The organism is uncultured Cellulomonas sp. (assembly GCF_963527515.1).
Taxonomy (GTDB): Bacteria; Actinomycetota; Actinomycetes; order Actinomycetales; family Cellulomonadaceae; genus Cellulomonas.
On record NZ_CAURTV010000002.1, the window covers coordinates 126,754 to 139,177 of the forward strand.

The 12,424-nt window shown below is 72.8% G+C and carries 12 protein-coding genes and 1 pseudogene; 6 read left to right on the forward strand and 7 right to left on the reverse strand.

The features are described from left to right. Positions 1–132: 132 nt before the first annotated feature. A complete protein-coding gene (locus tag RYN42_RS01410; protein WP_315093089.1) occupies positions 133–1,143 on the reverse strand; it encodes a hypothetical protein in 1,011 nt (336 codons plus the stop codon). Positions 1,144–1,283: 140 nt separating this feature from the next. Here RYN42_RS01410 and RYN42_RS01415 point away from each other — a divergent pair, with 140 nt between their 5' ends. Next, a complete protein-coding gene (locus tag RYN42_RS01415; RefSeq protein ID WP_315093090.1) occupies positions 1,284–1,823 on the forward strand; it encodes a peptidylprolyl isomerase in 540 nt (179 codons plus the stop codon). A gap of 149 nt (positions 1,824–1,972) precedes the next feature. Next, positions 1,973–2,710 (forward strand): rhomboid family intramembrane serine protease, encoded by a 738-nt coding sequence (locus tag RYN42_RS01420; RefSeq protein ID WP_315093092.1) that lies wholly within the window; start codon positions 1,973–1,975, stop codon positions 2,708–2,710. A gap of 164 nt (positions 2,711–2,874) precedes the next feature. Here RYN42_RS01420 and RYN42_RS01425 read toward each other — a convergent pair whose 3' ends face one another. After that, positions 2,875–3,123: a cell division protein CrgA gene (locus RYN42_RS01425; protein ID WP_315093093.1), complete on the reverse strand. Its 249-nt coding sequence runs from the start codon at positions 3,121–3,123 to the stop codon at positions 2,875–2,877. A 171-nt stretch (positions 3,124–3,294) separates the two neighbouring features. Between RYN42_RS01425 and RYN42_RS01430 the strand changes: the two genes are divergently transcribed. Genes RYN42_RS01430 through RYN42_RS01445 form a run of 4 tightly spaced genes read left to right on the forward strand, consistent with a single transcriptional unit; the run spans position 3,295 to position 5,740 of the window. Further along, positions 3,295–4,119, forward strand: a complete 825-nt coding sequence (locus RYN42_RS01430) for a DUF881 domain-containing protein (RefSeq protein ID WP_315093095.1) — start codon at positions 3,295–3,297, stop codon at positions 4,117–4,119. Continuing rightward, positions 4,119–4,925 (forward strand): class E sortase, encoded by an 807-nt coding sequence (locus RYN42_RS01435; RefSeq protein WP_399552365.1) that lies wholly within the window; start codon positions 4,119–4,121, stop codon positions 4,923–4,925. Before RYN42_RS01430 ends, RYN42_RS01435 begins: the two co-directional genes overlap by 1 nt. Before the next feature lie 31 nt (positions 4,926–4,956). Continuing rightward, positions 4,957–5,115: a hypothetical protein gene (locus tag RYN42_RS01440; protein WP_315093097.1), complete on the forward strand. Its 159-nt coding sequence runs from the start codon at positions 4,957–4,959 to the stop codon at positions 5,113–5,115. Position 5,116: 1 nt separating this feature from the next. Further along, on the forward strand, positions 5,117–5,740 hold the full coding sequence (locus tag RYN42_RS01445) for an aminodeoxychorismate/anthranilate synthase component II (protein ID WP_315093110.1): 624 nt from the start codon (positions 5,117–5,119) through the stop codon (positions 5,738–5,740). A 53-nt stretch (positions 5,741–5,793) separates the two neighbouring features. Here RYN42_RS01445 and pknB read toward each other — a convergent pair whose 3' ends face one another. From pknB to RYN42_RS01470, 5 genes and pseudogenes are all read right to left on the reverse strand, one after another. Beyond that, entirely contained in the window at positions 5,794–7,794 is a 2,001-nt protein-coding gene (gene pknB / locus RYN42_RS01450) for a Stk1 family PASTA domain-containing Ser/Thr kinase (RefSeq protein WP_315093098.1), read from the reverse strand. After that, complete coding sequence (locus tag RYN42_RS01455; protein ID WP_315093099.1) at positions 7,794–9,044, reverse strand: serine/threonine-protein kinase; 1,251 nt, start codon at positions 9,042–9,044, stop codon at positions 7,794–7,796. Before RYN42_RS01455 ends, pknB begins: the two co-directional genes overlap by 1 nt. Continuing rightward, positions 9,041–10,492, reverse strand: a complete 1,452-nt coding sequence (locus RYN42_RS01460) for a penicillin-binding protein 2 (RefSeq protein WP_315093100.1) — start codon at positions 10,490–10,492, stop codon at positions 9,041–9,043. The genes RYN42_RS01455 and RYN42_RS01460 overlap by 4 nt, the downstream gene beginning before the upstream one ends. Further along, positions 10,489–11,919, reverse strand: coding sequence for an FtsW/RodA/SpoVE family cell cycle protein (locus RYN42_RS01465; RefSeq protein WP_315093102.1), 1,431 nt, complete (start codon positions 11,917–11,919; stop codon positions 10,489–10,491). The genes RYN42_RS01460 and RYN42_RS01465 overlap by 4 nt, the downstream gene beginning before the upstream one ends. 10 nt (positions 11,920–11,929) lie before the next feature. Next, positions 11,930–12,424, reverse strand: a pseudogene (locus RYN42_RS01470) (serine/threonine-protein phosphatase); the annotation flags it as partial.

A 12,424-nucleotide genomic window follows, 5' to 3' on the forward strand; every position in this document is an offset into this window, starting at 1 on the left:
CGCTGCGGCCCCGGCACGACGCGCCTCGCGCATCGTCCTCAGCGCGGAAGAGGCCGGTCAACGGCCAAAACGTTTAGGTACATGACGACGGCCCCCGGTCGTGCGGACCGGGGGCCGTGCGGTCGTGCGAGGTCAGAGCGGGCGGTCGCCCTCGTCGAGCTTCTTGACCGGGTCCGGCGGGGAGTCGATCACGGGCGGCTCGGTGACGGGGGCCTCCGTGACGGGCACCTCGGTGACCGGGCCGGCGTCCGGGTCGACCACCACGGGAGTCGTGGTGTCGACCGGCTTCGCGGTGCGCCGCGCGGTCGCCTTCTTGGCGGCCTCGGTGGCCCCGGCGACCTTCTCCTTGGCGGTGTCCGTGGCCCCGGCGACCTTCTCGGTCAGGTCACCGCGGGCCTCCGTGACCCGCTCGGTGAGGGACTCGGTGGCGGCCGTGACCTTCTCGGCCGCCTTGCGGGTGGCGTCGCGACCCTTGGCGACGGCCGCGCCGGCCGCCTCACCGACCGCGTCCGCAGCGTCGCCGACGCGACCGTGCGTGGTACCGGCGTCGGTCGGCTCCCACGGCTCCGCCCAGGGGTCGACGCTCGACCGCGACCGCGTCCAGGCGGCCACCCCCGCACCGATCCCCGCCAGGGCGGCGAGCAGCCAGAACACCTTGGCGCCCGTGTGCTTCTTCTTGCCGGCCGCGACCTCCGCGGCGGCGGCGAGGGCGGCGGCCCTCCCCTTGCCCTTCACGGCTGCGGTGTCGGCCGCGTGCTCGACGGCGGCACCCGCCTTGGCGGCGGCCTCGTTCACCGCGGCGACGAGCTTGGGCAGCAGGTCGTCGACCAGCTTGTCGTGCGCGGTGTCGATCGCCGGCGACGCCTTCGCGGCCGCGCTCTCCACCTTGGGAGCGGCGGCCTTCACGCTCTCCTTGTACAGGTGCTCCACGCGAGGCAGCAGCCAGTCGATGGCCGCCTCGACCTTCGGGGTGCTCCAGTCCTTGGCCTGCGCGGCGGCGTCCCCGGCCTTCACGGCAGCGGTCCCCGCGGTGACCTTGGCGCTCCTGGCGGCGTCGGCCAGGGTCGCACCCAGGTCGGCCGCCTGGTCCTTCAGCTTCTCGGTATCGACGTCGATCTTCGGGCGGCTCTTCTGGAACGGCATTCTCGGCTCCCGGCTCGTCGGCTGTACTGGCGTCCTACTCTGCCACCGTGAGCGCCGGCGTGCAGGGTGGTCTTCCGCCCGTGGCCTGCAGGACCACTCGTTTCCAGGTCCCGGTCAGGGTCCCGTGCGAGACTTCTCGCATGTTTGCGACCCTGCACACGACCGCCGGAGACATCCGGATCGAGCTCTACCCCAACCACGCGCCCCGCACGGTGCAGAACTTCGTGGGGCTGGCCACGGGGTCGACCCCGTGGACGGACCCCAGCACCGGCGAGGAGCGGACCGACCCGCTGTACCAGGGCGTCGTGTTCCACCGCGTGATCTCCGGGTTCATGATCCAGGGCGGTGACCCGCTGGGCACCGGCCGCGGCGGACCCGGCTACACGTTCGACGACGAGATCCACCCCGAGCTGTCGTTCAACGAGCCCTACCTGCTCGCCATGGCCAACGCCGGCAAGCGACTGGACCCCACCACCGGCAAGGTCGGCGGCACCAACGGCTCGCAGTTCTTCATCTCGGTGGCACCCACCGAGTGGCTCAACGGCAAGCACACCATCTTCGGCAAGGTCGCCGACGACGAGAGCCGTGCCGTGGTCGACGCCATCGAGAGCACCAAGGTCCGCCCGGGCGACCGCCCGGTCGAGGACATCGTGCTCAGCTCGATCACGATCGAGGACTGAGACCGACCATCAGCGGGTCTTCTGACGTCGGAGTACCGGGCACGCCGGACGCTCCGCCGGTCTGCCCTCGCCACCCGGACCGGGTGTCGTACGTGCGGTGCCAGCGGTGCGGCCGGCCCACCTGCCCGGAGTGCCAGCGCCCGGCCGCCGTGGGCATCCACTGTGTCGACTGCGTCGCGGAGGCGGCCCGCGCCGCGCCCACCACGCGGACGGCTCTGGGCGGGGTCCGCCACGACGGACGTCCCGTCGTCACCCTGACGCTCATCGGCCTGTGCGTGGCGAGCTTCGTCCTGCAGCTGGTGGATCCGTCGTGGACGGGGCGCTGGCTGTTCTCTCCGATCCTCGGCGTCTACGAGCCGTGGCGGTTCCTGACGGCCGCGTTCCTGCACTCCCCCGGGCAGCTGCTGCACATCCTGTTCAACATGGCGGCCCTGTGGTTCGTCGGACCCACGCTCGAGAACACCCTCGGGCGCGTCCGGTTCGTCACGCTCTACCTGGTCGCCGCGTTCGGCGGATCCGCGGGCTCCGTGCTGCTGGCGTCCGCGACGGACAGCTGGACCACGGGCAGCGTCGGGGCGTCGGGCGCGGTCTTCGGCCTGTTCGGCGCCATCCTCGTGGTCAGCAAGCGGCTGGGCGGCGACGTCCGCGGCATCCTCGTGCTCATCGGCATCAACCTGGCGCTCGGGTTCGTCATGGCGAACATCGCGTGGCAGGCGCACGTGGGCGGCCTGCTCACCGGTGCGCTGCTCACCGCCGCCTACGCCTACGCGCCCACCGCCCGACGCCGGCTCGTGGCGGTCGTCGCGCCCGTCGCGCTGGTCGCCCTGTACCTGGCGGCCATGTCCTTCGCGTACGACGCCTCGCCGTTCGTCTTCGTCGCGGGCTGACCCGCCCGGAGTGCGAATTACACGGGTGTAGTTATCCACAGGGTTGTGCACGCCTGGGGACGGCGGGACCGCGTGCACCGGTGGGATCTGGTGCCTGTGGACGGGACGCGACGAAGGCGCCACCCGCAGGTGCAGGCGGCGCCTTCGTCAGCGGGCGAGGCGGGTCAGCGCCAGCGGGTCGTCATGCCGAAGCCGGCGATGATGAGCACGAACCCGACGGCCAGGTTCCACTGGCTGATCCCGGGGATCGGGTACTGCGACTGGGTGAGGTACGTGACCACGATCCAGATCAGTCCGAGGATCATCAGCCCGAGCATCACGGGCAGGAACCAGGGCGCGTTGACCTTGGGTCCCGTCGACTTGGCGGGCGGCGGTGTGTACGTCGCCTTCTTGCGCGACTTCGACTCAGGCACGTCCGGTGCTCCTGTCCTGGGCGATGCGGCCCTCGGGCCGCGGGGGACCGCGCGGATGGGCGCGGGCGTGGGCGGATTCAGCTGCGCCGGCCCGCATCGTCACGGAGCCGTCGCATCGTGACCTAGCGTAGTGCCCGCCCGTACTGGGCCGTCCCGCCCGAGGAGCCAGCCGTGACCGACCACCCGCACCGCGCCCGCCGCCTCCTGGCGCGCGGCACGCTGTCGGTCGCGCTCGTGCTGGCGCTGTCGGGGGCGCTGTTCGCGGCGAACGCCAAGTTCGCGCGTGCGTCCGGGGAGCGCCACCCGCAAGACCTGCGCGAGCTGGCGCAGGTGGAGACCGCCCGGGTGGCACGGCTGTCCACCGAGGTCGACAGCCTGCGCGCGGAGGTGGACGCCCTGACCGCGCAGGAGAACTCGGCCGCGGGCACCGAGGTCGGCACGCCGGGTCCGGGGTACCAGGTGGCCGGCGGGCTGGTCCCCGTGACCGGCCCCGGGCTCACCGTGCGGCTCGAGGACGCCCCGCAGGACTCCCCGCGGCGTGAGGACGTCAGCCCCGACGTGCTCGTCGTGCACCAGCAGGACCTGCAGGCCGTGATGAACGCGCTGTGGGCCGGGGGCGCCGAGGCGATGGCCCTGATGGACCAGCGCGTGATCTCGACGAGCGCGTTCCGGTGCGTGGGCAACGTGCTGCGCCTGCACGGCCGGATCTACTCGCCGCCGTACGAGGTGCGCGCCATCGGCGACCCGAGGCAGCTGCGGGCTGCGCTCAACGCGTCGGCCGCCGTCCGGGACTACCTGCGCGACGCCGCGGACGTCGGCCTCGGCTGGTCCGTCACCGACGCCGACGAGCCGATGGAGCTGCCCGCCTACTCCGGCGCGACCGAGCTCGGGTCGGCGTCCGTGCCCGACGGGGTGGAGGTCCTGCCGGGCCTCGAGGCCGCCGAGGAGAAGCAGCGCCTCAGCCCGTCGCCGACGACGCAACCCGGTCGGCCGTGATGACCGGCGTGACGACCACCGAGGCGCCCACCCGACGCGCACAGCGACGGGCCGGGAAGAGCCGTGCCGGTAAGAGCCGTGCCCGGAACCTGGTCTACGGGATCGTCGGCGTCGTCGGCGAGCTGCTCATCACGCTCGGGATCCTGCTCTTCGCGTTCCTGGTCTGGCAGCTGTGGTGGACCGACGTGGAGGGCAACCGGGCGCAGGCGGAGATCGTGCGCGAGCTCCCGTTCGAGCCGATCCCGACGCAGGCCCCGGGCGAGCCGGCCGGTCCGGTCGTCGCCGCACCGCGTCGCGACGAGCCGCCGCCGATGGCCGAGCCGGAGCACGCCACCACGTTCGCGACGATCCAGGTGCCCCGCTGGGTGGGCGAGCCCGAGCGGCCGGTCAGCCAGGGGACGGACCGCGCCACGGTGCTCGACGTGCTCGGGGTCGGCCACTACGAGGGCACCGCGATGCCGGGCGGGCTCGGCAACTTCGCGGTCGCCGGCCACCGGACCACCTACGCCAAGCCGTTCAACCGGGTGGCGGAGCTCCAGGTGGGGGACCCGCTGGTGCTGCGGACCACCGACAACGTCTGGTACGTCTACCGCGTGACGTCGACCGAGATCGTCATGCCGTCGAACATCGGCGTCATCGCCCCGGTACCGGGCCAGCCGGGAGCCGTGCCCACCGAGCGCCAGATCACCCTGACCACGTGCCACCCGATGTTCTCGGCTCGCGAGCGGTTCATCGTCCACGGCGTGCTCGACTACTGGGCGCCCACCGCGGACGGGATCCCGGCCGAGCTGGTCGGTGGCGCATGATGATCACCTGGCGAGCGGACGGAGGGCGCTGATGTACGGATGGCTGTGGCACCGGCTCCCCGGTCCCGCCGTGGTGCGGGCGCTGATCCTCACCCTCGCCGCGTTCGCGGTCCTGGCGGCCTGCTTCCTGTGGCTGTTCCCCGCCGTCGCGCCCTTCATGCCCTTCAACGAGACGACTGTGGGTGAGTGACGTGACCCGGATCCTCGTGATCGACAACTACGACTCGTTCGTCTACACGATCGTCGGTTACCTCAACCAGCTCGGCGCGGACACCGTCGTCGTGCGCAACGACGCGGTGCCACCGGTGGCCGAGCGGACCGGCTTCGACGGCGTCCTGGTGAGCCCCGGTCCGGGCACCCCCGCCGACGCCGGTCAGAGCATGCAGGTCATCCGTGACTGCGCCGACGCCGCCCTCCCGATGCTCGGGGTGTGCCTGGGCCACCAGGCGCTGGGCGAGGTGTTCGGCGGGACGGTGACGCACGCGCCCGAGCTCATGCACGGCAAGACCAGCCAGGTCGAGCACAAGGGCGAGGGCGTGCTGGCCGGGCTGCCGGACCCGTTCACCGCCACGCGGTACCACTCGCTCGCGGTCGTGAACGGCACGGTCTCGGACGAGCTCGAGGTCACGGCTGTCGCCCACGGGATCATCATGGGACTGCAGCACGTCTCGCTCCCGCTGCACGGGGTGCAGTTCCACCCGGAGTCCGTGCTCACCGAGGGCGGCCACCGCCTGCTGGCCAACTGGTTGCAGATCTGCGGCGACGACCAGGCCGTCGGGCGCTCCGACGGGCTGCACCCGCTCGTCCGGCTCTGATCACACGACGAAGGGGCCGTCCCGATCGGGACGGCCCCTTCGTCAGGTACTTACTAGGGAGATTCGGTCGGCTCTGGGTTGTTGCCGTTCCCCGGTCCCTTCGACACGTGGATGTCCACCTGCTGGTCGAGCGGCACCTCGTCGCCTCCGGAGGGGTCGGTCCGCAGCACCGTGCCGACGGGCTTCTCCGAGGTCTCGTCGATCCGGTTGAAGCTGGTCAGCCCCACCGCCTGGAGCGCGGCGACGACCTGCTCGTAGGTCTGGTCCGGCAGTCCCTCGGGGATGACCGCCGTGGTCGGGGCGATCGCGATCTGCAGGTTGATGACCCGGCCCTGCTTGACCAGCGTGCCCGCGGCGACGTCCTGCTGGACGACCGTGTCGGGGGTGGCCTCGGACTCGACCGGCGAGGTGTTGACCTGCAGCCTGGCGTCGTTGAGGATCTGCGTCGCCTCCGCCTTGGTCTTGCCGGTGACGTCGGGGACCTGCACGTTCCCGGTGGAGACGAACAGGGTGACGGACGCGCCCGCGCTCACGGACGTGCCCTCGGCGGGGTCGGTCTTGGTGACCTGGCCCTGGGGGAAGGCGGGGTTGTCGTCGTCCTGGCGGTTGGCGGCGACCGTGAGGCCCGCGTCCGTGAGGATGTCCGCCGCCTCCTGCTCCGTGCGGCCGGCGACGCTGGGCACCGCGAGGCTGCTCGGGCCGGTGGAGATGTAGACGGTCACGTCCGACCCGGGGTCGACCTGCTCGCCCGCCGCCGGCTCGGACTTGGTGACGTTCCCGGCGACGATCGTGTCCGACGCCTCCTCGGCCCGGACGAACACGAGCCCGAGCGCGTCGAGCTCCGCCTCGGCGTCGGCCTGTGTCATGTTGGCCAGGCTCGGGACCGTGACGAGCGTCGGCTCGTCGGTCCTGTTGGAGTTGGCGATGATCAGCGCGACGATCCCCGCGACGGCCAGGACGGCGATCCCGATGAGCAGCGGGAGGAGCCACGGGCGCTTGCGGCCCGGGTCCTCGTCGTCCGGGATGCCGGTGGTCGTGGTGATCCCGGCGCCGGTGGACGCCCACGGCGAGGTGGCCGGCGGCATCGCCTGGGTGGTCGCGACCGGCGGGGCCATCACCTGGGTGGCCTCGGTGGCGGGCGTCGCCAGCAGCGCCGTGGCGGCGAGCGCCCCGACGGCCGGCGCGCCCACGGCGCCACCGCGGACGGCGGCCTCGAGGTCGGACCGGAACTCGGCGGCGCTGGAGTAGCGGGCGTCACGCTCCTTGGCCAGGGCCTTGAGCGTGATGCGGTCGAGCGTGTCCGGCACGTCGGACGCGAACGTCGACGGCACCGGGGCGGCCTCGCGCACGTGCTGGTACGCCACGGCCACGGGCGAGTCGCCGACGAAGGGCGGGCGTCCGGTGAGCAGCTCGAACAGCAGGCAGCCCGTGGAGTAGAGGTCCGAGCGGGCGTCGACGGTCTCGCCACGCGCCTGCTCGGGCGACAGGTACTGCGCGGTGCCGATGACGGCCTGGGTCTGGGTCATCGTGGCCGCGGAGTCCGCCATGGCGCGGGCGATGCCGAAGTCCATGACCTTGACCGCACCCGTCGGGGTGAGCATGACGTTGGCGGGCTTGATGTCGCGGTGCACGATCCCCGCGTGGTGGGAGTACTCGAGCGCGGACAGCACGCCGGCCGTGATCTCCACGGCCTCCTCGATGGGGACGGCGTGGCCGTCGCGCAGGATGTCGCGGACCGTGTGGCCCTCGACGTACTCCATGACGATGAACGGCACGTGCGCGACGACGCCGGTCGGCTCCGTGAAGACGTCCTCGCCGGTGTCGTACACCGAGACGATCGCGGGGTGGTTGAGCGCGGCGGCCGACTGGGCCTCGCGGCGGAACCGGTTCTGGAAGGAGGGGTCGCGGGCCAGGTCGGAGCGCAGGATCTTGATGGCCACCGTGCGACCGAGCCGCGTGTCGTGGCCGATGTGCACCTCGGCCATGCCGCCGCGCCCGATCAGCTCGCCGACCTCGTACCGTCCGGCGAGGGTGCGGGATCCGTCGTCCACCACTAGGCGTCCTTTGCTTCTGTCGATGCCGGTCCCGCGGCGAGCGCCACGGACCCGTTCTCGGTGATCATCCCATCCAGGGTGACGCCACGAGGGTAATGGGCGGCCGAGGCGGACAACCGGGTCTGGCCGCCCGGGGGCCCGTCGGCGTTGAGCAACCGGGAGGCCACCGCCGCGCCGAGCAGCCCGATGAGCAGCAGCGCCAGGGCCAGGAACGGCCAGGAGAGGCGGCCGGAGCGGCCCACGCGCATCCCGGTGCTGGTCGAGGCGCGCCGGGTGGCCGCCCGACCGGTGGGCTCGTCGGCGCGGCGGGTGCGGCGGGGCGGGTACGACGGAGGCGCCTCCGCGTGCCCACCCGCCGACGTCACCGCGGTGGCGAACGTGTCCGGCGTGCGCTGCTGCCGGCTGACCAGCACGGGGATACCGGAGGGCGGCGTGCGCGGGACCAGCTTGTCCAGCATGCTCGCCAGCTCCTCGCCCGACGCCGGCCGGGCGCTCGGCTCCTTGGACAGGAGCCGCAGGACGAGGGCGGCCAGGTGCTTGTCGACGCTGGACGGCAGGGGCGGGACGGGGTTGTTCACGTGGGCCACGGCGATGTCCACCGCGGTCGGACCGGTGAAGGGCCGGTGCCCGACCAGCGCCTCGTACGCGATGATCCCGAGCGAGTACAGGTCGGACAGGGGCGTCGCCGGCTTGCCGACCGCCTGCTCCGGCGACAGGTACTGGGCGGTGCCCATGACCATGCCCGTGGCGGTCATGTTCACCTGGTTGCGGGCCAGTGAGACGCCGAAGTCGGTGATCTTCACGCGCCCGCCGCGGCCGAGCAGGATGTTGCCGGGCTTGACGTCGCGGTGCACGACGCCGGCCAGGTGCGCGGCGTGCAGGGCCCGGGCGGTCTGCGCGAGGATCGGCAGGAGGCGGCGGACGGGCAGCACGGGCTCGCGCTCGAGCAGGTCGGACAGCGGCTCGCCGACCACCAGCTCCATGACCAGGAACCCGGAGCCCTCCTGCTCGCCGTAGTCGAACAGCTGCGCGATGTTCGGGTGCGACAGGGACGCGGAGTTGCGCGCCTCGGTGCGGAACCGCTCGAGGAACCCGCGGTCGCCGGCGAACTCCGAGCGCAGCACCTTGACGGCGACGGGACGGGCGAGGGCGTCGTCGTACCCCTCCCACACCTCACCCATGCCGCCGACGGCGATCTGCCGGACCAGCCGGTAGCGCTCGCCGAGCAGGAGACCCGCACCCGTCTTCACGATCCGAGCACCGCCTCGATGACGGCCCGCGCGATGGGCGCCGCGATCCGGCCGCCGGTCGCCTCGTTGCCGGCGTTGCCGCCGTGCTCGACGATCACTGCCACCGCCACGCGCGGGGCGTCGGCGGGCGCGAAGGCGGTGAACCACGCGTGCGGGGCCTCGCCGTCGCCCGTCTGGGCGGTCCCGGTCTTGCCGGCCACCTGGACGCCGGGGATCTTCGCGGCGGTGCCGGACCCGCTGTCGACGACGCCGACCATCATGTCCCGCAGCGCCGCGGCGGACCCGGGCGACATCGCCGTGGAGTACAGGTCGGGCTGCGTCTCGTCGACCTGCTGCAGGTCCGCCGAGCGCACCGCCTGCACCGCGTACGGCCTCATCAGCTCGCCGCCGTTGGCGATCGCGGCGGCGACCATGGCCATCTGCAGCGGGGTGGCCTGCACGTCGCGCTGCCCGATGGCCGACTGTGCCGTGACGGGCAGGTCCATGTCCGCCGGGAACACGCTCTCGACGACGCCCAGCGGGATGGTCAGGTCCGGGTCGTCGAACCCGAACCGCTCGGCCTGGGTGCGCAGCGCGTCCGCTCCGACGTCCAGGCCCAGCTGACCGAACGCGGTGTTGCACGAGATCCGCAGGGCGTCGGCCAGCGTGATCGGGTCGCTGCCGCAGCCGCCCCCGCCGAAGTTGCCGATGGTGGCGGTGGTCTGCGGGAGGGTCAGCCGCTCCGGCGCGGGCAGGGTGCTCGCGGCGGTGTACCGGCCGCTCTCGAGCGCCGCCGCGGCGGTGACCAGCTTGAACGTCGACCCGGGCGGGTACCGCTCCTGCGTCGCGTTGCTGCGCAGCGGGTTGCCGTCGGCGGAGCTCAGCGCCTGGTACGCGGCGCCCGCGGCGGTGATGTCGTGCGAGGCGAGCGCGTTCGGGTCGAAGCCGGGCGTCGAGACCAGGGCCAGGATCTTGCCGGTGGACGGCTCGATGGCCACCACCGCGCCCTGCTGGCCGGCAAGCCCGTCGAACGCGGCCTGCTGCGCCGCGGGCAGGAGCGTGGTCTCGACGGCCGCACCCTCCGGCTGCCGTCCCGTGAGCAGGTCCCGGATCCGCGAGAAGAACAGCCGGTCGCCGCGACCGGTCAGCTCGTCGTTCGCGGCGCGCTCGAGCTGCGTGCGCCCGTTGACCACCGAGTAGAAACCGGTCAGCGCGGAGTAGAGCTCGCCGTTGGTGTACGAGCGCTGGTAGCCGTAGGAGTCCTCGACCGGCGCGGACAGGGCGATCGACTCCCCGGCGACGACGATCGGCCCGCGCGCGTTGCCGAACTCGCGGTAGAGCGTGCGGACGTTGCGGCTGTCGTTGTTGAGGCGCTCGGCCTGGACGTACTGCACCCAGGTGGTCCCGGCCATGAGGCCCACGAACATCACGAGCACGACGGTCGCCAGGCGGCGCAGGGGCGTGTTCACGGCACCCTCCGCACGATCTCGGTGGGCTGGTCGTCGTCGCCCGTGACCACGGGGGTGCCGGCGATCGGGGTGAGGGACGGCTTCATCGACGGCGCCGGGCGGCGGGCCTCGTCGGAGATCCGCAGCAGCAGGGCGACGATCACCCAGTTGGCCACGAGCGACGACCCGCCGTAGGCGATGAACGGGGTGGTCAGGCCGGTCAGCGGGATGATCCGCGTGACGCCGCCGACCACGACGAACGTCTGCAGCGCCACGATGAACGCCAGGCCGCCCGCGAGCAGCTTGCCGAAGCCGTCGCGGACCCCGATCGCCGTGCGCATGCCGCGCTCGGCCAGGACCGCGTAGCAGATCAGGATGGCCAGCAGCCCGGTCAGACCGAGCTCCTCGCCGAGGGACGCCACGATGAAGTCGGACTCCGCGAACGGCACCAGGTCGGGGCGGCCCTGACCCCAGCCCGTCCCGAACAGCCCGCCGCTGGCCATGCCGAACAGGCCGCGGACCAGCTGGCCGGACCCGCCCGGGCTCTGGTCGAACACGGCGGGGTCGAACGCGTTGAGCCAGGCGTCGAACCGGGCACCGACGTGCGAGAACGCACCGGCGGCCACCACCGCGCCCGCGACGAAGAGCAGCAGGCCGATGACCACCCAGCTGAGCCGTTCCGTGGCGAGGTAGAGCATGGCGACGAACAGCCCGAAGAACAGCAGGGACGTCCCGAGGTCGCGCTCCAGGACGAGGACCGCCACCGACGCGCCCCAGACGATGAGGATCGGGCCGAGGTCCCGCGGTCGCGGCAGCTGCAGGCCGAGCACCTTGGGGCCGGCGAGCGCGAGGGTGTCGCGGTGGGTGACCAGATAGCCCGCGAAGAACACGGCGAACGCGATCTTGGCGAACTCCGCGGGCTGGAAGCCGACCCCGCCGACGCGCACCCAGATGCTGGCACCGTTGATGTTCACGCCCAGGCCGGGGACCAGGGGCAGGGCCACGAGCACCAGACCGGCGAGCATGGCCGTGTAGGTGTACCGACGCAGAGTCCGGTGGTCGCGCAGCAGGACGATGACCGCCGCCGCGAGCACCACCGATATGGCGGTCCACACCAGCTGCCGCTGCGCGAAGGTGTCGTCGCGCCCCCGGGCCGCGTACGCGAAGTCGATCCGGTAGATCATCGCGAGCCCGATGCCGTTGAGGGCCACGGTGATCGGGAGGATCACGGGGTCCGCGAACGGGGCGCGCCAGCGCAGCACCAGGTGGATGCCGATCGCGAGCGCGGCCATGCCGAGCCCGTAGCCGAGGACGTCGGGCGGGACCTCGTCGGTGGTGCCGATGCCCACCAGGGCGTACGCGGCCACGCCGATGGCGAGCGCGAGCAGCAGCAGTCCGAGCTCGACGCCACGGCCCGCTCGCACCCGGTGCGGCTGGACGGTAGCCATCACGCGCGGCTCACGGTGCGGCCGTCCCGGTGGGGAGGGGGGTGGCTGTGGGGGTGGGTGTCGAGGTGGGTGTCGGCGTGGGACGGTCCGTGCCCGCGGAGCCCTGGATGTCGTCCTCGAGCATCGCGACCAGCCCGCGGGCGTCGTCGAGGGTGTCGGCGTGGATGGTCTGCTCGACCCGCTCGCGCAGGTAGCGGGAGCCGAGGTCGTCCAGCGGGGTCCCGGTCCGCTCGACCACCGACGACAGCGCGATCCCGCCGGCCGTCTGCGGCAGCCCGCGGAAGATCACGACCTCGCCGGCGTCGACGCCCACGTAGTACTGCGTCTGGGTCCAGCCGTACGCGATGGCGCCGCCCCCGAGCACGACGACGGCGACCACCAGCCAGGTGACCACGGCCCGCCAGCGGCGGGGCGCCGGCGGCTGCTCGTCCTCGTCGTCGTCGGCCGGGGTTGCGGCGGCGGCCTCGTCGGGGGTCTCCACCGGCTTGGCCGCGCGGGCCAGGCC